Origin of the sequence: Pseudoduganella sp. R-32 (genome assembly GCF_049913245.1) — a bacterium.
Taxonomy (GTDB): Bacteria; Pseudomonadota; Gammaproteobacteria; order Burkholderiales; family Burkholderiaceae_D; genus Rugamonas.
On sequence record NZ_CP183987.1, the window covers coordinates 6220768 to 6237493 of the forward strand.

Below are 16726 nucleotides of genomic sequence, written 5' to 3' on the forward strand. Positions count from 1 at the left end.
ATTATTCCTTGGGTCGTTTATCGATTACTCTTTTGGCCTTGCCGGTCGCGGTGCGTTCGATGCCGCCCACGCCGACCAGCGTGACGGTGGTGCTCACGCCGACATTGGTCTTGATGCGCTGTTCCAGTTCGCGCGCGACATCGCCTGCGTCGGCGCGCGCCAGTCCGGCGCGCAGCTCCACCAGCACTTCCAGCTTGTCGAGGTGGCCGTCGCGGGTTACCACCAGCTGGTATTGCGGTTCGAGCTTGGGCAGCTTGCAGATCTGCTCCTCGATCTGGGTCGGGAACACGTTCACCCCGCGGATGATCAGCATGTCGTCCGAGCGGCCGGTGATTTTGCCGATGCGGCGCATGGCGCGCGAAGTCGGCGGCAGCAGTCGCGTGAGGTCGCGCGTGCGGTAGCGGATCACCGGCATGGCTTCCTTGCTCAGGGAAGTGAACACCAGTTCGCCCTCTTCGCCATCGGGCAGCACTTCCCCTGTCTCCGGGTCGATGATCTCGGGGTAGAAATGGTCCTCCCAGATCACCGGGCCGTCTTTCGATTCGATGCACTCGCTGGCGACGCCTGGGCCGATCACTTCCGACAGGCCGTAGATGTCTACCGCGTCGATGCCGGCACGCCGTTCGATCTCTCCGCGCATGGCGTTGGTCCAAGGCTCGGCGCCGAAGATGCCCACCTGCAGCGAGGACTTGGCGCAGTCCAGTCCCTGGCGCTGGAATTCCTCGACGATGTTCAACATGTAGGACGGCGTGACCATGATGATCGATGGCTTGAAGTCCTGGATCAGCTGTACCTGCTTTTCGGTCTGTCCGCCGGACATCGGAATCACGGTGCAGCCCAGGCGTTCAGCGCCATAGTGCGCGCCCAGGCCGCCGGTGAACAGGCCGTAGCCGTAGGAGATGTGCACCATGTCGCCGGCGCGGCCGCCCGCTGCGCGGATGGAACGGGCCACCACGTCGGCCCACATGTCGATATCGCGCTGGGTGTAGCCCACCACGGTTGGCTTGCCTGTAGTGCCGCTGGAGGCATGCACGCGCACGACTTTTTCGCGCGGCACGGCAAACAGTCCGAAGGGATAGTTGTCGCGCAGGGTCTTCTTGTCCGTGAACGGGAACCTGGCCAGGTCAGACAGGGACTTCAGGTCGTTCGGATGCACACCCTTCTCGTCAAAGGCCTTGCGGTAGTGCGGCACGTTCTCGTAAGCGTGCATCAGCGACCATTTCAGGCGTTCCAGCTGGAGCGCCTGCAATTCGTCACGGCTGGCGCGCTCGATCGGCTCCAGGTCGGAAGGGGCGGGAATGCGTTGGACCACGGTGCTACCTCCATCAACTAGCTATGGGTTGGAACCACCTCTCCGGCGACGCGGTGCGATTTGCCGCGGAAAGTGGCGATCATCTTGCCCTCCTGGTTGCTGACGGTGACATCGTAGATGCCGGTCTTGCCGACCAGCGTTCGTTCAACCGCCTCCGCCGTCAGCAAGTCATCCATCCGCCCGGGGGCGAGGTAGTCGATCGTGCAGCCCGCGCCAACCGTCGTGTGGTTATGGCTGTTGCACGCGAATGCGAAAGCACTATCCGCCAACGCAAAGATAAAGCCGCCGTGGCAAGTCTGGTGCCCGTTCAGCATATCGCTCCGTACCGGCATGGTCATGCGCGCATAGCCGGGGCGGATTTCTACCAACTTCATGCCGAGGGCCTGGCTGGCGGCATCGCGCGCGAACATCGCCGCGCCTGCCGCTTCGGCCAGGGCCTGCGGGTGCATCTTTGGGTCATGCATGGATCCTGGCTCCGCTCTGTTCGCGGCGGCGCAGCAGCGGCGACACGCGGTAGCGGTCTTCCCCGTAGCTGGTTGCCAGGTTCTCCAGCACTGTCACGATGTGCCTGACGCCCACCATGTCCGCCCAGGCCAGCGGGCCGCGCGGATAGTTGACGCCCTTTTGCATCGCCAGGTCGGCCGCCTGCGCGCTGCATACCCCCTGGTTGACGGCGTCGGCCGCTTCGTTGGCCAGCATGGCGACCGTGCGCATCACGGCCAGGCCTGGCACGTCATCCAGTCGCGTCACGGTGAAGCCGGCAGCCTGGAACATGCCGATGGCCGATGCCATGGCGCGCGGGCTGCACTGGTCGCTGCACGCGATGGCAATGCGCGGCGAAGCATTGAAGTCGAATACCAGGTCGTACACCACCATGTCGTCATGCTTGTCGTCGCGTGCGCGCTGGGTGGCGGTGCGGCCGTCGGTCAGGTAGATGGCGGCGCCGTTGGTATGGAAGGCAGGTGCTTCGGACGAACGGTGACCTTCGGCGGAATTGCGCTTGGTGACGGCAACGCCGCGCGCCTTCAGGCGCTCGATGAGCGTGGTCGCGATCGCGGTGTGGTCGCCCGGCTCGAAGCTGTAGCCGATGTACTCCGGCAGCGGCTGCGGCGCTTCGGAGCGCGGCAGCGGTGCTGCCGCGCCTTCGCTGTAATCGTAGAAGCCGCGGCCGGACTTACGCCCCAGGAAACCCGCGTTCACCATTTCCTGCTGCAGCACGGACGGCGTGAAGCGCGGGTCGTTGTAGTAGGCACGGAATACGGATTCGGTGACGGAGTAGTTCACGTCGTGGCCGATCAGGTCCATCAGCTCGAAGGGGCCCATGCGGAAACCGCCTCCTTCGCGCATCACCGCGTCGATGGTGGCGGCATCTGCGGCCTGTTCGTTCAGCAGGCGCCAGCCTTCGGCGTAGTACGGGCGCGCAACGCGGTTGACGATGAAGCCCGGCGTAGACTTAGCGTGCACCGGGTTCTTGCCCAAGGCGATCGAGGTGTCGTACACGGCTTCGGCCACGGCGGCATCGGTGGCCAGGCCGCTGATCACTTCCACCAGCGCCATCAGCGGCACCGGGTTAAAGAAGTGCATGCCGACCAGGCGCTGCGGTTTGCGAAGCTTGGCGGCAATGGCGGTGACGGAAATCGAGGAAGTATTGGTGGCGAGGATGGCGTCGTCGGCAACGATGCCTTCAAGGTCGGCGAACAGGCTGCGCTTGACGTCCAGGTTTTCGACAATGGCTTCCACTACCAGCTTTGCATCGGCGACGTCCGCCAGGCCGGCTACGCCGTGCAGGCGACTGCGCGCGGCGTCGGCATCGGCGCCGGACATCTTGCCTTTTTCAACCAGCTTGCCGTACACCTTGCCGATATCGGCAATCGCCTTATCCACCGCTTCCGCGCGGGTGTCGAACAGTTTGACCGTGTAGCCGGAAGCCGCTGCGACCTGCGCGATGCCGGAACCCATTGCCCCGCTGCCGATGATGGCAACGACACTGCCTTTCGCCAGAGCCGCCATGCTTATTCCCCCTTGAAGTTTGGAGTGCGCTTGTTGATGAAGGCGTCCACGCCTTCGCGGTAGTCGTGGCTGTAGCCAAGCTCGCGCATCATTTCGCCTTCCAGCTTTAGCTGGTCGGACAGGGTGTTGCCGTAGCTGGCTTGCAGCGCGTGCTTGGTGAAGGCCAGTCCCTTGGTCGGGGCGGTAGCGAAGTGCTTGGCCATGGCCATGGCTTCGCTCATCAGTTCTTCGTCGGGAACCGCTTTCCAGATCAGGCCCCATTGCTCGGCGCGTTCGGCGGACAGCTTTTCGCCCAGCATGGCGAGTCCGGTGGCGCGGGCGTGGCCGATCAGGCGTGGCAGGTGCCAGGTGCCACCGGTGTCCGGGATCAGGCCCAGTTTGCAGAAGGCTTCGATGAAGCTGGCGGATTTGGCGGCCAGCACGATGTCGCAGGCCAGGGCCAGGTTGGCGCCGGCACCGGCAGCAACGCCGTTCACGGCGCAGATGACGGGCATCGGCAGTTCGCGCAGCGCCAGCACCAGTGGGGCGTAGAATTTTTCGACGGATTCGCCGAGGTCCACTGCTGCGCCGCCTGGTGCGACTGCGCGGTCGCCCAGGTCCTGGCCGGCGCAGAAGCCGCGGCCGGCGCCGGTCAGCACCAGCACGCGCACGGATTTGTCGGCGCGCAGCTGGGACAGGGCTTCGCGTACTTCCAGGTGCATGGCCTGGGTGAAGCTGTTCAGCTTATCAGGGCGGTTCAGGGTCAGGGTGGCGACGCCTTCTGCGATTTCAAACTTGATGTTCTCGTAGCTCAATTCATGTCTCCTTTTTAAACCAGGTAAACCAGTGTCAGACCCGCAGGGTCAGACACTGATACGCGGCGGTCGCGGGCCGGGTGTCGGACCCTGCGGGTCTGACACCGGTTCTCCGGTTTTATTCAGCCTGATCGAAATCAATAATCACTTTATCAGTGACCGGAAACGCCTGGCAGCTCAATACAAAGCCACGTGCAATCTCGTAGTCTTCCAGCGCGTAGTTGACGTCCATGTCGACTTTGCCTTCCACCATCTTGCAGCGGCAGGTAGAGCATACGCCGCCTTTGCAGGAGTAACGCATATCGAGACCCGCACGCAAACCGGCATCCAGGATCGACTCCTTGTCCTTCTCCATGGTGAACGAAGCCGCATTCCCGTCCATGATCACGGTGACTTCCGTCAGGTGCGGTGCTGCATCGGCCTGCACGCGCGGCTTGTGCTGGTGCTTTGGAATGCTTGCAGCGAACAGCTCAATCTTGATGTTCGACTTTGGCATGCCAGCCTCCTGCAGGGCAGCGGAGACACCAAGCATCATGTCTTCCGGTCCGCAGATGAAGGCGGTGTCGTAGTCCTTGATGTCGATCCAGTGCTGCAGGAACTGCTCGGTTTTTTCCTTTGTGATGCGGCCGTTGAACAGCTCAATATCCTGCTGCTCGCGCGACATCACATAGACAATGTTCAGTCGTTCAAGATAGGCATCCTTCAGCTCCATCAGTTCCGTCTTGAAGATCACGGACGAGGAAGCGCGATTGCCGTAGAACAGGGTAAATCGGCTGGTCGGCTCGGTCATCAGGGTAGTTTTGATGATCGACAGGATAGGCGTAATGCCGCTGCCTGCCGCAAAAGCCAGGTAACTCCTGCTCTGCCCCGCATCCAGCGGCACGTTGAAGTGGCCCATGGGCGGCATCACTTCGATGGTCGCACCGGGCTTCAGCGCTTCGTTGGCCCAGGTCGAGAACATGCCGCCCGGCGTGCGCTTGATCGCCACGCGCAGCGCGCCGTCCTGCACGGCGGAGCAGATCGAATACGAGCGGCGCACGTCCTCGTTATTGATGTTCGTGCGCAGGGTCAGGTGCTGGCCTTGCTGGTATTTGAAGCTTTCCTGCAGTTCGGCAGGCACGGCGAAGGTGACGGCGATGCAGTCGCGGGTCTCCTGCTGCACCTTGGCGACGGACAGTGGATAGAATTTGCTCATGGTGTCAGTGGCACTTGAAGTAGTCAAAGGGCTCGCGGCAATCGAGGCACTTGTACAGCGCCTTGCAGGGCGTGGAGCCGAACTGGCTGGTGATTTCGGTGTGGCTGGAGCCGCAGTGCGGGCAAACGACTTTCGGCGCCGACACCGCGCCGCGGGCAACTCCGGCCTTCAGCGGATCCAACGGCGCGGCGGAGGGGCGCGGGGCGCGCAGGCCGCTGATGTCGACCACGCGCTGTGCCGGCGGCGCGATGCCGTAGCCTTTCAGCTTGGCCTTGCCCGAATCGCTCATCCAGTCGGTCGTCCAGGCGGGCGACAGGCGGGTGATGATGTCGACCTGCCTGATGCCCGCATCGTGCAACGCGCCTTGCACCGCGTCGGCGATCACTTGCATGGCCGGGCAGCCCGAGTAAGTCGGCGTGATCGTGACCGCGCAGGACGATGCCCCGGTGACCTGCACATCACGCACGATGCCGAGGTCCACTACGGAGATCACAGGGATTTCCGGATCGGAGACCTGCTCCAGCAGCGTCCAGACACGCGCTGCGTCCATCACCACTCCGAACCCGGGTAAGCGCGCTGCAGGAACTGCATCTCCGCCAGCAGGTAGCCCAGGTGTTCGGTATGGCGGCCTTGCTTGCCGCCCTTCTGCATCCAGGCGTCGGCCGCTGGCATGGCCAGCGTCGCTTCTCCGAGGATATCCGACACGTGCGACAGCCACTGCTCGCGCAGCATGGCAGCCGGGGGCGCAACGCGTTCCGCAACCATGGCTTCATCCACCGCGTCGTAGTTGAACACCTCGCCGGTGTACATCCACAGTTCGTCAATCGCCGTCTGCGTGAACTGGTGCGACACGTCGGTGCCGTCGCCCAGGCGCACAATCAGGTCGCCGCTGCGGCGCAGGTGATAGGTCACTTCCTTCAGCGACTTCTCGGCGATCTCCGCGATGCGCGGGTCGCTGCTCTTGGTCAGCGCGCCGATCAGGAAGTAATGCCAGGTATCGAAGAAGAACTGGCGCACCAGGGTGTGTGCATAGTTGCCGTTCGGCTGCTCGACCAGCAGCACGTTCTTGTAGTCATGCGCGTCGCGCAGGTAAGCCAGCTTGTCCTCGTCGCGGCCCGCGCCTTCCAGTTCTGCGGCGTAGGTGTACCACATGCGGGTCTGGCCCAGCAGGTCCAGCGACACGTTCGACAGCGCCATGTCCTCTTCCAGCGCCGGGCCCTTGCCGCACAATTCGCACAGGCGCTGGCTCAGCACCATGGCGTTGTCGCCCAGGCGCAGCAGGTAATTGACCTTGTTATCCATAGCAGGAAGCCTTACAGGTTCTTCACTTCTTCCGGCATCGGGAAGAAGGTCGGGTGGCGGTACACCTTGCTGTTGGAAGGCTCGAACAGCGGGCCCTTGTCGGCCGGTGCGCTGGCAACGATATCGGAAGCGCGCACCACCCAGATGCTCACGCCTTCGTTGCGGCGCGTGTAGACGTCGCGCGCGTTGTTGATTGCCATCTCCGCATCGGGAGCATGCAGGCTGCCCACATGCTTGTGCGCCAGGCCGTGCTGGCTGCGAATGAAGACTTCCCACAGTGGCCATTCTTTGCTCATCTTGTCTCCTCTCAGGCCGCAGCCTGCTCCTTATTGTGTTTGTCGGCGTACGCCACCAGCGCGTCGCGGAACCATGCGCCGTCTTCATAAGCCTTGACGCGGGTGCGCAGGCGCTCGCGGTTGCAAGGGCCGTTGCCCTTCAGGACCTGGTGGAATTCTTCCCAATCGATTTCGCCGAAGTCGTAGGAGCCGCGCTCCTCGTTCCATTTCAGGTCAGGGTCGGGGATGGTCAGGCCCAGGAATTCTGCTTGCGGCACGGTCTGGTCGACCATGCGCTGGCGCAGTTCGTCGTTGGAGAACAGCTTGATGCGCCAGGCGCTCGATTGCGCGCTGTTGACTGAGGCCGCGTCGGACGGGCCGAACATCATCAGCGACGGCCACCACCAGCGGTTCAATGCATCCTGCGCCATCGCCTTCTGCTCCGGCGTGCCTTTGGCCAGCGACATCATGATGTCGTAGCCCTGGCGGGCGTGGAAGGACTCTTCCTTGCAGACGCGGATCATGGCGCGCGAATACGGGCCATAAGAGCAGCGGCACAGCGGGATCTGGTTGATGATGGCCGAGCCGTCCACCAGCCAGCCGATGGCGCCCATGTCGGCCCAGCTCAGCGTCGGGTAATTGAAGATGGACGAGTACTTGGCTTTGCCGCTGTGCAGGGCCGCCAGCAATTCGTCGCGCGACACGCCCAGGGTTTCGGCGGCGCTGTACAGGTAAAGGCCATGACCGGCTTCGTCCTGGATCTTGGCCAGCAGGATGGATTTGCGTTTCAGGGTCGGGGCACGGGTCACCCAGTTACCCTCAGGTAACTGTCCAACAATTTCGGAGTGGGCATGCTGGGAAATCTGGCGGATCAGGGTCTTGCGGTAAGCCTCCGGCATCCAGTCCTTTGGCTCGATCTTGATGCCGGCGTCGATGCGCGCCTGGAATTCGCGCTCCTGCGCGTCCATATCTTCTGCGGTCTGGACCTTTTTCAGGCCAGTTTCCACCATTTGTGCGTACATAAGGAGGGCCTCCTTGTTCGGGATAGCTTCATAATACGATACAAAAACTGCTTTGCAAACGAATTTTGTGTGTCATTTAAAAATTCTGTATCTAGATCAATGACAGTGTATAAAATCGGTCTATGCAAAAAAACCAGAAAATCAATGGCTGGATCGAAGAATTCCTGGCCAGCGACCCGCCGCGCTCCAAATCGCTGGTGATGACCATCTTCGGCGACGCCATCGTCCCGCACGGGGGCATGGTGTGGACGGGCAGCTTGATCGAACTGCTGGCTCCCTTCGGCGTCAACGACCGCCTGCTGCGCACCTCCGTATTCCGCCTGGCGCAGGAAGGCTGGCTGGGCGCCCAGCGCGACGGCCGCCGCAGCAGCTATGCCATCACGCCCGACGCCATGCGCCGCTTCAGCCGCGCCTTTCGTCGCATCTACGCGCCGCTGAATGTGCACTGGAACGGCCAGTGGACCCTGGTGCTGGCCGCCGATGGCCTCGACGCCCCGGCGCGCAGCCAGTTGCGCAAGGAGCTGTTATGGGAAGGCTACAGCGTGATCGCGCCCGGCATCGCCGGCCATCCCGCCGGCGATGTGGAGGCGCTGGAAGCCCTGCTGTCGCGCCTTGGACTGCTGCAGAAGGTATATGTGGTACAGGCCAGCGAAGTGCCCGGCCTGCGCGCACGGCCGCTGGGCGAGATGGTGGCCGAAGGCTGGGACCTGAGCGAAGTGGCCGCCGGCTATGAGAAGTTCGTCGCCAACTTCAGCACCGTGCCCGGCCTGCTGGCCGAGGCAGGCGAAATCGATCCCGAGCAAGCCTTCGTGCTGCGCACTTTGCTGATCCACGCCTACCGGCGCGTACAGCTGCACGACCCGCAACTGCCAATCGAACTGCTGCCCGAGCCCTGGCCCGGCGCCCGCGCCTACGAACTGGCCAGCCAGCTCTATCGCCAGCTTTCCGGCCCTGCCGAAAGGCACATTCTCGCCGCCCTGCAACGCGAAGATCCAAGCGCCCCGCAACCCGAAACCAGCTTCCACCAGCGCTTCGGCGGCCTGCTATCATCAGCTTGATCACCGTGGAGGTAGGATGGTCCGGCCTATCGGGATTGCCAGCCTGCTGTTGTCCTTACCCCTGGTTTGCCGGGCAGGGCCCAATACGAGCAGCGCTGGGGAATGAAGCTGCCGGACGACCTGGCGGCTGGGGCCTGGCTGACAGGATGAAAGTCGGGGTCAGGTCTGGCAATCCGCCAAAATGGCGGATTGCCAGACCTGACCCCGACTTTCATTCGGTGTATCATGTCGGGCTTCGCGCGACGGCGCTTCATTTTTCCGACAGGACACACAATGTCTATCAAGATCAGCAGCCAGTTCGACGCTGGCGCCATCGATGTGGTCAGCGTTACCTCCGCTGGCGATATCGATGTCAATATCCGCAAGGACTCGCATGCGGACATCATCCAGTGGTTCTATTTCCGTGTGCAGGGCGCGCAGGCCGTGCCGCTGACCATCCGTTTCCTGAATGCCGGCAAGGCTGCCTATGCCGAGGGCTGGAAGGGCTATAACGCCGTTGCGTCCTACGACCGCGACAACTGGTTCCGCATCCCGACTTCCTTCGATGGCGAAGTGATGACCATCGAGCACGCGCCGGAACACGATTCCATCTACTACGCTTACTTCGAGCCGTATTCGTGGGAACGCCACCTGTCCCTGCTGGACTCCGCGCAACTGCACCCGCTGGCCGAACTGGTCGACCTGGGCAGCACCGTGGAAGGCCGCGACATGAACATGCTGGTGATCGGCGACCAGGCAGCCGAAAAGAAGGTGTGGGTCATCGCGCGCCAGCACCCTGGCGAGACCATGGCTGAATGGTTCGTGGAAGGCATGGTCGAAGCCCTGCTCGACGCCGCCAATCCATATGCCCGCCAATGCCTGCAGGATGCCTGCTTCTACATCGTGCCGAACATGAACCCGGACGGCTCCGTGCGCGGCAACCTGCGCACCAACGCCGCCGGCGCGAACCTGAACCGCGAGTGGAACGAGCCGACCATGGAGCGCTCGCCGGAAGTCTTCTTGGTCAAGGAGAAAATGAAGGAAATCGGCTGCGACTTGTTCCTGGACGTGCACGGCGACGAAGGCCTGCCTTACGTCTTCGTGGCCGGCAGCGATGCCCTGCCGAACTTCACCAGGGAGCAGAAGGCCGCCCAGGACAAGTTCATCGCCGACTTCAAGCTGGCGTCGCCGGACTTCCAGTCCGAGCATGGCTATCCTGATTCGCCATACACCCCGGAAGTGTTGACCATGGGTTCGCCGCACATCACCCACCTGTTCGGCTGCCTGTCGCTGACCCTGGAACTGCCATTCAAGGACAACGCCAACGATCCGGATGAACTGGTTGGCTGGAACGGCGCCCGTTCCGCCAAGCTGGGTGCGGACGTGCTGCAGCCTGTCCTGCGCACCCTGCGCCGTTTCTAAACTATCGCAGCAGCGCCCGGAATGCCTTCGGTATCCACGGGCGCGCTGCCAGCATGATGGTCACCGCGCGGCGCTGTTCCCACGGCAGCCGCGCATCATCCTGGTGCTGCAGCGAGAATTCGTCCGCCACCTGCTTCAGGCGATCCAGCAAGGCGCGTGTCGATTGCTGCGACAACATCACGCTCACCAGCCGCTGCACCTCATGATGGCCGTCGAAGCGGCTATCGAAATAATCGCTGTACGCTTCGTCGCGGAAAAAGCCCTGGATCGGGCCATTCGGCAGCCAGCTGAAAGTGCGCGCCACCAGCAGCTTCACCTTGTTGTTCGGCTTGAGCATCAGGAAGCCGATCTTGTCGAGCCTTAGCAGGCAGCCCGTCGCTTCGGCGGCGCTGATCTTGTAGTTCTTCACCACTTCTTCGATCGGCACCTGGTTCAGCGCCAGCACAGCCACCACCAGCAGCTTGGTGTCGCTGATGATTTCTTTCTCCTGCGCGTAGGTGAGTTGCGAGATCAAATGCGGCGTATCGGCGCTGGCTTGCGCCAGTTCGGCAAAATCCATCTCCAGCACAGCCAATACCTGCTCCAGCCGGTCGAGCGTGAAATTGCGGGCCGCGAACATGCGCTTGATGCTGGGTTCGGAAAGACCGATCTTCTGCCCCAGGGCGGCGTAAGTAATGCCGCGCGCCTTGAGCTGGCGTTTAAGCGCGTCGACCAGGCGGATGACGTTGGACATGCTTGAATTTCCCGCAATAAAGTATCGCAATATGATACCACCAGCATGGCGCGGCGCTACAGTGCGCGAAGCAATTGCCCTGCCCCTGGCAACGCAGCAAGATGGCCGCTCCTTTAACCTGTGGAGCAAAAAATGAAACGCACCCTGATCGCCGCCTTGCTTGCTGTCGCTTGCGCCAGCAGCCAGGCGGTGAATGGTTCGCAAGCCCTGAGCCTCGGCGGCCTGTCCGCCGTGGTTGTCGTGGCGGGATCCGTGGTGACAATGATGACCGGCAACTCGCCGGTAGTCGATTCCGTCGAGACGGTCGGCGAAAGCGTGTTGGTCGTGGTCAAAGCGGTAGGCGACGGCAGCAAGGCTACCTTGCAGTTCAGCGGCAAGGCGCTGGAAGGCGTCTCGATGGTTGCCGGCACCGCGATCAGCGTTGTGGCCATGTCGGCCGGCCATGCGCTGGTAGTATCGGGCAAGGTGATCGCCTTCATCCCGAACGAGGCGGGCAAGGCACTGCTGCATCACAGCCAGGTGAGCTAAGCCATGCGACGCCTGATCCTTGCAGTGTCGTTGGCCGGTGCAATGGCCGGCGCGGCCCACGCGGGCCAGAGCTGCGAACACAAGCCCATGTCGGTGGAAGAGGTGAAACGCGGCCTGGACCTGGCCCAGCGCAGCATGCAGGCGCTTGACGCCAGCGGCGCACAAGTGGCCGTGATTGCACGCGCCGGGCAGGACCTGTCCAAATATGGCTTGCATTATTCCCACGTCGGCCTGGCATGGCGAGATCATCCGGCAGGCCGCTGGGTGGTGGTGCAGTTGCTGAACGAATGCGGCACGGCCGATTCAGCCCTGTTCAACGATGGCCTGGGGAACTTCTTCCTGTCCGGGGTGCACGAGTACAAGGCGCAGCTGATGCTGCCTGCGCCGGAAGTGCAGCAACGGCTGGCGCAGGTGCTGGCTTCGCGCACGCCGCTACGCCTGCACCAGCCGCACTACAACATGCTGTCCTACGCCTGGTCGACGCGCTACCAGAACTCCAACCAATGGGCGCTGGAGACGCTGGCGGCAGCCAGTGCGGATGCCGGCCGCGTCGAAACACGCGCTGAAGCGCAGCAGTGGCTCGGCCAGGCCGGCTTCCGCCCGCAGCCGGTGGAAATCGGCGCCCTGACGCGGCTTGGCGGCCGCATGTTCCGCGCCAACGTCGCCTTCGACGACCATCCGATGGGCCAGCGCATGCAAGGCCATATTACGACCGTGACGGTGGACGGCATTGAGCAGTTCATGCACAGCCGCGGCGCGCAGGTGATTGAGCTGTGACTATTTTCGGCTGAGTTTCCGCACGCGCGTCACGTGCTTGCGGCGCAGCCGTTCAAGCTCACGCGCCTGCGGATAGCCCGGCTGGCCGGGCGCGCGCAGGTGCGGCGGGATGAGGGACGGCGCCTCCGGCTCAAAATACAGCGCGGGAAGGCGCTCGCTTTGTCGTTTGCTGGTCATGCTTCATGTTAGGCCCAGCCCCCGGAAGTTGCCAGTTTTGCGCCGGCGCAAAGGCCGTGCCGCGATCTGCGCCGATCATGGGCCTTTATGGAGGCGAACATGAAGCTATTTATTCCCTTGCTGGCTTGCGCCTTGCTCGCCGGCTGCACCTCGATGCCCTATCGCCCGGCACAGGCGGATGGCGCCTTTCCCGGCCTGGCCGACTTTGCCGCCACGGCGCCGGGGCATAGCGTCGACGTGCTGCTGGTGCATGGCATGTGCACCCATGACGCGCGCTGGGCCGATGAAACAGTGGCGCAATTGGGCAGCGCACTCAAAGCCAGGGCGCCAGGCCCGTCCAGCGCGGTGCGCGCTATCGCAAGCGCGGATGGCATAGAGATAGTCGAGCGCACCATCACGTTGCGGCAAGGCGAATTGCGCATCAAGGCCCTGGTGTGGTCGTCCCTGACCACGGCCCTCAAGCGCCAGCTTGAATATGACCTCAGCACGCGCCTGCCGGCCACGCGCGCGAAGCTCAATGCACAGGCCAAGGACAAGCTGCTGGACGATTGCATCCCGGACGCCCTGATCTACCAGGGTGTCGCGCGCGACGCCATCCAGCAGCGCATGGCGCAAGCAATCCTGCACGCGACCAGGGATGCCGCGCCGGACGCGCCGTTGCTGGTGCTGTCGTCCAGCCTTGGCAGCAAGATCCTGTTCGATACCCTGCTGCGCATGGAGGCCGCAGCCCAGAGCACCATCGACCGCATGGCCTACCTGGTGATGGCTGCCAACCAGATTCCCCTGCTTGCGCTGGCCGACCAGCAGCTGCCAGGCGCCACGCCAGGCTTGGAGGCAACCGTGGTGCAGCCGCCCGACAGCCTGCGAGCCGTCCTGCTGAAGCGCCGCGCGGGTCCAGCGCCGCGCAGCAGCAGCACGGGCAGACTGAACCTGGTGGCGTTCAGCGATCCCAACGACCTGCTGTCCTATACGCTGGAGCGCGAACGCTATGCCGGGCTGGGAGTGGACGTGGTGAATGTGCTGGTATCAAATGCGCCGACATGGCTTGGCCTGCTGGAGCGCCCCGACCACGCGCACACCAATTACCTGCTCAACCCAGACGTTGCCCGAATGGTCGCGTGTGGTGAGCCGCGGAGTGCGCGCTGCGAATGATTTCGTAGACCTTGCGCGCTTCGGCGATCGTGTCGAAGCGCGGCAGCTCTTCAACCCCAGGCCAGGAAGCCAGCCCGCTGAACATATTTCCCGCAGCTGATATGCCGAAGGCAATGGTGCCCTCGCCATTTCGGTTTTCGGTCAGCGAGAACTCGCCCATTGCGCGCAAGTTCAGGCTTTTCATCCTGCGCTTGAAAATGCCGGAGCGGATGATGATGCGTTCATCGGTAACCGCGTACTCGGTATACGCGCGTTGCCACGCTTCGACCACAAAGCGGCCGGCAATCATGTAAAGCCCGACCAGCACGAAGGGGATGCCCCACAGGCGAAACAACAGGGGCGCAGCTGAATTGAAGACGGAGTATTCCCAGAACAGGGCAAAGCCGCCCCACATCAGGCTGAATGGAATCATCAGCAAATCGGAAGCGCGCAGCATCAACCCCTGTCGCGGGGCGCCGCTCCATAAGACGCGTTCATTGATCGACAAGTTATCCATGCCGCCATCTTACCCGGCAGGAGTGCCTATAAATCTGGCAGATTGTCACTTCCAGAAAATCAGTAGGCGCTTCCACCAGCTTCGACCCGTTGGCGCTGCGTCATGCACGTTGGGAAGCACCGCGAAGTCGGTCACCAGGCTGGCCACGCGGCCATCCGCGCCATAACCGAAGTAGGAGGCGTACGGGCCGGCGCCTGCGCCGGCTGGAAAAGAGACGACGCAATCCGGGCCGGCCTGCGGGTCCATGAAACAGGCGCTGCCCGATTCCACGCTGTAGCCGAAGATCTCACCCGGCTTGAGCGTGCGGGCGTCCTGCGTCGCGACCAGCGCTGGGTACCAGTGGGCGACCGGCGTGTCGGCAAGCTGCACACGGGCATAGGCGATGCGCTCCTCGCCATTGTCGCACCCCGCCATCGCCAGCGTGACGGGATATTCGCCGTTCGGCACGCATTGCGTAAACGGCTGCAGCCCGGCTTCGGCCTGCGGGTCGCCAGCGGCGATCTTGCCGGAGATGACTGCCAGCCGGCCAGCTTCGGCCAGCGTGAACTGAATGGTGGTCTCTTCAAACGTAAAGCGCTCCGCGGCAAAGGCGGAGCGCAGTCCTTCGGGATTGGGCGCATAGCTCATGCGCCCATCATATTACTTTTGAAGGCGTGCCAGCAATTCCTTGCCCACCAGCGGTGCCGACGCAGGATTCTGGCCGGTGATCAGTTCGCGGTCGGTCACCATATTGCCCTGCCAGTTGGCAGCCTTGGAAAACTGCAGGCCAGCCTTCTGCAGCGCGGTTTGCGGGTAGAACTTCATTTCGCCGCCGCCCAGTTGGGACTTGGACGCCTCCTCTTCATCGTTGGTGAAGACAGTGACCTTGTAGCCGGAGTAGATCCATTTCGGCTGGGCGGGCGTGGCGCCTTGCGCCAGCTTCATGGCGAAGCCCTTGGCATCAGGCATGGCCGACAGCAGTGCGATCGGACCGTGGCATACCAGCGCGGTCGGCTTGCCGTCCTGGTGGAAAGCAGCCAGCACCTTGCCCAGCGCGGGACTGGCCAGCAGATCCTGCATCGGTGCGTGGCCGCCAGGAACGTAGACCGCATCGAACTTGCCGTAGCCCTGCTGCTCCACGCGCGCCAGGCTGACCACTGGCGAATTGGCGCTGTCGGTCAGGCGCAGCTGTTCCAGCAGCTTGCGGTGCGCGTCCAGTGCCGCCTGGTCGCCGCCGAAGAACATGGCGTTGACCGAACCCTGGTCCAGCGTCGGCGCCTTGCCGTTCGGGGTGGCGAAGGTCACCGTGTGGCCTGCGTCCAGCAGCATCTTCACCGGCTGCATCAGCTCATTGAGGTAAAAGCCGGTCTGGAAGGTCTTGCCGGCTTTGAGGTCCAGCGTGGCCTCGTCGGACAGGACGACCAGCACGTTGCCGGCATTGGCGTGCATTGCCGCAGCGGCGAGCGCGATCGCAGTCAGTTTCTTCATCATGGTTTGCTCCTTGTGGAAGTTGATGGCGCTACTTTATTCGAACCTCCAACAACGATAAACTACCTTAAAACCAAACCATTTTTCCCTTAAAGGCAATAATGAGCCGAAAATACGACCACCTGGGCGACGTCGAAACCTTCGTCACCGTCGTGGAGCGCGGTTCGCTGACGGCGGCCGCCGTCGCCATGTCCACCACACCCTCGGTCGTCAGCCGCGCACTGGCCCGGCTGGAGGCGCGCCTCGGCACCCAGCTCCTGCGCCGCACCACGCGCAGCCTCGGGCTGACGGACGCCGGCCGCCTGTACCTGGAGCAGACGCGCGCCGCGCTGTCCCTGATCGACGACGCCGAACGCGCGGTGCAGGCCGAAGGGCGCGAAGTCACCGGCCGCATCCGCATCAGCGCCCCGACCACGTTCGGCCATTACCGCCTGCCCGCCCTGCTGCAGCAATTCTCCGAGCGCTATCCATCGGTACGCGTGGAGCTGAACATCACCAACCGCAACGTCGACCTGGCGGCGGAAAATTTCGATTTCGCCATCCGCCAGGGCACGCTGAAGGACAGCAGCATGATCGCCCGCAAGCTGGAGGATGCCCAGCTGGTGCTGGTCTGTTCGCCCGCATATGCGAAGCGGCGAGGCATGCCGCGCGACCTTGATGCGCTGGCAGGGCATGCGTGCCTGACATTCCAGCTGCCAAGCACGGGGCGCTCCTTCCCCTGGCAATTCCTGCGCGATGGCGAAGAGCTGGACTGGCCGCCGGCATCGGCGCTTGAAGTGACGGATGATGCGTTGGGAACGGTATCGCTGGCGGAGGCAGGCCTGGGCATATGCCAGACCTTCCGCTTCATTGCACAGGACCGGCTTGAACGCGGGGTGCTGGTGGAAGTACTGCCGGAACTGAAGGGCCGCAGCCGGCCCTTCTCACTGATCTACACGCCGCAGCGCCGGATGACCGCTGCGGCGCGCGCCTTCAGTACATGCCTCCTGGGACAGGCGTAATGGCTGATAAGCAATTTTGTTTGTTA

The 16726-nt window shown here is 63.1% G+C and carries 20 protein-coding genes; 6 read left to right on the forward strand and 14 right to left on the reverse strand.

Translation table 11 applies throughout. From position 1 onward, the window contains the following. Position 1 precedes the first annotated feature (1 nt). From paaK to paaA, 9 genes are all read right to left on the reverse strand, one after another. Positions 2 to 1312: a phenylacetate--CoA ligase PaaK gene (gene paaK, locus ACN9MU_RS28465; protein WP_426319318.1), complete on the reverse strand. Its 1311-nt coding sequence runs from the start codon at positions 1310 to 1312 to the stop codon at positions 2 to 4. A gap of 17 nt (positions 1313 to 1329) precedes the next feature. Continuing rightward, the gene (paaI, locus tag ACN9MU_RS28470) at positions 1330 to 1776 is read right to left on the reverse strand and encodes a hydroxyphenylacetyl-CoA thioesterase PaaI (RefSeq protein ID WP_426343794.1); all 447 of its coding nucleotides are present in this window, start codon (positions 1774 to 1776) and stop codon (positions 1330 to 1332) included. Further along, positions 1769 to 3322: a 3-hydroxyacyl-CoA dehydrogenase PaaH gene (paaH, locus tag ACN9MU_RS28475; protein ID WP_426336449.1), complete on the reverse strand. Its 1554-nt coding sequence runs from the start codon at positions 3320 to 3322 to the stop codon at positions 1769 to 1771. The genes paaI and paaH overlap by 8 nt, the downstream gene beginning before the upstream one ends. Positions 3323 to 3324: 2 nt before the next feature. Next, the gene (gene paaG, locus ACN9MU_RS28480) at positions 3325 to 4116 is read right to left on the reverse strand and encodes a 2-(1,2-epoxy-1,2-dihydrophenyl)acetyl-CoA isomerase PaaG (protein WP_426165049.1); all 792 of its coding nucleotides are present in this window, start codon (positions 4114 to 4116) and stop codon (positions 3325 to 3327) included. A gap of 118 nt (positions 4117 to 4234) precedes the next feature. Continuing rightward, complete coding sequence (gene paaE / locus ACN9MU_RS28485; protein WP_426165051.1) at positions 4235 to 5311, reverse strand: 1,2-phenylacetyl-CoA epoxidase subunit PaaE; 1077 nt, start codon at positions 5309 to 5311, stop codon at positions 4235 to 4237. Between the two features lie 4 nt (positions 5312 to 5315). Beyond that, on the reverse strand, positions 5316 to 5861 hold the full coding sequence (gene paaD, locus ACN9MU_RS28490; protein WP_426319322.1) for a 1,2-phenylacetyl-CoA epoxidase subunit PaaD: 546 nt from the start codon (positions 5859 to 5861) through the stop codon (positions 5316 to 5318). Beyond that, positions 5861 to 6613, reverse strand: a complete 753-nt coding sequence (paaC, locus tag ACN9MU_RS28495; protein ID WP_426336450.1) for a 1,2-phenylacetyl-CoA epoxidase subunit PaaC — start codon at positions 6611 to 6613, stop codon at positions 5861 to 5863. The genes paaD and paaC overlap by 1 nt, the downstream gene beginning before the upstream one ends. A gap of 11 nt (positions 6614 to 6624) precedes the next feature. Further along, a complete protein-coding gene (gene paaB, locus ACN9MU_RS28500) occupies positions 6625 to 6909 on the reverse strand; it encodes a 1,2-phenylacetyl-CoA epoxidase subunit PaaB (RefSeq protein ID WP_057260923.1) in 285 nt (94 codons plus the stop codon). A gap of 11 nt (positions 6910 to 6920) precedes the next feature. Then, positions 6921 to 7910, reverse strand: coding sequence for a 1,2-phenylacetyl-CoA epoxidase subunit PaaA (gene paaA / locus ACN9MU_RS28505; RefSeq protein WP_426165058.1), 990 nt, complete (start codon positions 7908 to 7910; stop codon positions 6921 to 6923). A gap of 122 nt (positions 7911 to 8032) precedes the next feature. On the opposite strand from paaA, the gene paaX reads away from it, so the two are divergent. After that, the gene (gene paaX, locus ACN9MU_RS28510; protein ID WP_426165060.1) at positions 8033 to 8968 is read left to right on the forward strand and encodes a phenylacetic acid degradation operon negative regulatory protein PaaX; all 936 of its coding nucleotides are present in this window, start codon (positions 8033 to 8035) and stop codon (positions 8966 to 8968) included. Between the two features lie 273 nt (positions 8969 to 9241). Beyond that, the gene (locus ACN9MU_RS28515; protein WP_426343795.1) at positions 9242 to 10369 is read left to right on the forward strand and encodes a M14 family metallopeptidase; all 1128 of its coding nucleotides are present in this window, start codon (positions 9242 to 9244) and stop codon (positions 10367 to 10369) included. Position 10370: 1 nt separating this feature from the next. Here ACN9MU_RS28515 and ACN9MU_RS28520 read toward each other — a convergent pair whose 3' ends face one another. Next, entirely contained in the window at positions 10371 to 11102 is a 732-nt protein-coding gene (locus ACN9MU_RS28520) for a helix-turn-helix domain-containing protein (RefSeq protein ID WP_426336452.1), read from the reverse strand. 132 nt (positions 11103 to 11234) lie between these two features. On the opposite strand from ACN9MU_RS28520, the gene ACN9MU_RS28525 reads away from it, so the two are divergent. Beyond that, on the forward strand, positions 11235 to 11630 hold the full coding sequence (locus tag ACN9MU_RS28525) for a hypothetical protein (RefSeq protein ID WP_426165066.1): 396 nt from the start codon (positions 11235 to 11237) through the stop codon (positions 11628 to 11630). 3 nt (positions 11631 to 11633) lie between these two features. Further along, positions 11634 to 12407: a DUF2145 domain-containing protein gene (locus ACN9MU_RS28530; protein ID WP_426165068.1), complete on the forward strand. Its 774-nt coding sequence runs from the start codon at positions 11634 to 11636 to the stop codon at positions 12405 to 12407. Here ACN9MU_RS28530 and ACN9MU_RS28535 read toward each other — a convergent pair whose 3' ends face one another. Then, on the reverse strand, positions 12408 to 12584 hold the full coding sequence (locus tag ACN9MU_RS28535; RefSeq protein WP_426165070.1) for a hypothetical protein: 177 nt from the start codon (positions 12582 to 12584) through the stop codon (positions 12408 to 12410). A gap of 99 nt (positions 12585 to 12683) precedes the next feature. On the opposite strand from ACN9MU_RS28535, the gene ACN9MU_RS28540 reads away from it, so the two are divergent. Beyond that, positions 12684 to 13736: a hypothetical protein gene (locus ACN9MU_RS28540; RefSeq protein ID WP_426343796.1), complete on the forward strand. Its 1053-nt coding sequence runs from the start codon at positions 12684 to 12686 to the stop codon at positions 13734 to 13736. On the opposite strand, the gene ACN9MU_RS28545 is transcribed toward ACN9MU_RS28540, so the two are convergent. The 3 genes from ACN9MU_RS28545 to ACN9MU_RS28555 all read right to left on the reverse strand — a co-directional run bounded on the left by ACN9MU_RS28545 (position 13675) and on the right by ACN9MU_RS28555 (position 15702). Continuing rightward, positions 13675 to 14172: a PH domain-containing protein gene (locus tag ACN9MU_RS28545; RefSeq protein WP_426336454.1), complete on the reverse strand. Its 498-nt coding sequence runs from the start codon at positions 14170 to 14172 to the stop codon at positions 13675 to 13677. The two genes, ACN9MU_RS28540 and ACN9MU_RS28545, sit on opposite strands and share 62 nt — an antisense overlap. 105 nt (positions 14173 to 14277) lie before the next feature. Continuing rightward, a complete protein-coding gene (locus tag ACN9MU_RS28550) occupies positions 14278 to 14859 on the reverse strand; it encodes a DUF4241 domain-containing protein (protein ID WP_426165076.1) in 582 nt (193 codons plus the stop codon). Between the two features lie 12 nt (positions 14860 to 14871). Continuing rightward, on the reverse strand, positions 14872 to 15702 hold the full coding sequence (locus ACN9MU_RS28555; RefSeq protein WP_426165078.1) for a type 1 glutamine amidotransferase domain-containing protein: 831 nt from the start codon (positions 15700 to 15702) through the stop codon (positions 14872 to 14874). Between the two features lie 98 nt (positions 15703 to 15800). On the opposite strand from ACN9MU_RS28555, the gene ACN9MU_RS28560 reads away from it, so the two are divergent. Further along, complete coding sequence (locus ACN9MU_RS28560; RefSeq protein ID WP_426165080.1) at positions 15801 to 16700, forward strand: LysR family transcriptional regulator; 900 nt, start codon at positions 15801 to 15803, stop codon at positions 16698 to 16700. Positions 16701 to 16726: the final 26 nt, after the last annotated feature.

Excerpts from the sequence above, each read along its gene's own strand:
- paaI (WP_426343794.1), bottom strand. The coding sequence starts at position 1,776 with ATGCATGACCCAAAGATGCACCCGCAGGCCCTGGCCGAAGCGGCAGGC.
- paaH (WP_426336449.1), bottom strand. The coding sequence starts at position 3,322 with ATGGCGGCTCTGGCGAAAGGCAGTGTCGTTGCCATCATCGGCAGCGGG.
- paaE (WP_426165051.1), bottom strand. The coding sequence starts at position 5,311 with ATGAGCAAATTCTATCCACTGTCCGTCGCCAAGGTGCAGCAGGAGACC.
- paaD (WP_426319322.1), bottom strand. The coding sequence starts at position 5,861 with ATGGACGCAGCGCGTGTCTGGACGCTGCTGGAGCAGGTCTCCGATCCG.
- paaC (WP_426336450.1), bottom strand. The coding sequence starts at position 6,613 with ATGGATAACAAGGTCAATTACCTGCTGCGCCTGGGCGACAACGCCATG.
- paaB (WP_057260923.1), bottom strand. The coding sequence starts at position 6,909 with ATGAGCAAAGAATGGCCACTGTGGGAAGTCTTCATTCGCAGCCAGCAC.
- paaA (WP_426165058.1), bottom strand. The coding sequence starts at position 7,910 with ATGTACGCACAAATGGTGGAAACTGGCCTGAAAAAGGTCCAGACCGCA.
- paaX (WP_426165060.1), top strand. The coding sequence starts at position 8,033 with ATGCAAAAAAACCAGAAAATCAATGGCTGGATCGAAGAATTCCTGGCC.
- ACN9MU_RS28515 (WP_426343795.1), top strand. The coding sequence starts at position 9,242 with ATGTCTATCAAGATCAGCAGCCAGTTCGACGCTGGCGCCATCGATGTG.
- ACN9MU_RS28520 (WP_426336452.1), bottom strand. The coding sequence starts at position 11,102 with ATGTCCAACGTCATCCGCCTGGTCGACGCGCTTAAACGCCAGCTCAAG.
- ACN9MU_RS28525 (WP_426165066.1), top strand. The coding sequence starts at position 11,235 with ATGAAACGCACCCTGATCGCCGCCTTGCTTGCTGTCGCTTGCGCCAGC.
- ACN9MU_RS28530 (WP_426165068.1), top strand. The coding sequence starts at position 11,634 with ATGCGACGCCTGATCCTTGCAGTGTCGTTGGCCGGTGCAATGGCCGGC.
- ACN9MU_RS28535 (WP_426165070.1), bottom strand. The coding sequence starts at position 12,584 with ATGACCAGCAAACGACAAAGCGAGCGCCTTCCCGCGCTGTATTTTGAG.
- ACN9MU_RS28540 (WP_426343796.1), top strand. The coding sequence starts at position 12,684 with ATGAAGCTATTTATTCCCTTGCTGGCTTGCGCCTTGCTCGCCGGCTGC.
- ACN9MU_RS28545 (WP_426336454.1), bottom strand. The coding sequence starts at position 14,172 with ATGCTGCGCGCTTCCGATTTGCTGATGATTCCATTCAGCCTGATGTGG.
- ACN9MU_RS28550 (WP_426165076.1), bottom strand. The coding sequence starts at position 14,859 with ATGAGCTATGCGCCCAATCCCGAAGGACTGCGCTCCGCCTTTGCCGCG.
- ACN9MU_RS28555 (WP_426165078.1), bottom strand. The coding sequence starts at position 15,702 with ATGATGAAGAAACTGACTGCGATCGCGCTCGCCGCTGCGGCAATGCAC.
- ACN9MU_RS28560 (WP_426165080.1), top strand. The coding sequence starts at position 15,801 with ATGAGCCGAAAATACGACCACCTGGGCGACGTCGAAACCTTCGTCACC.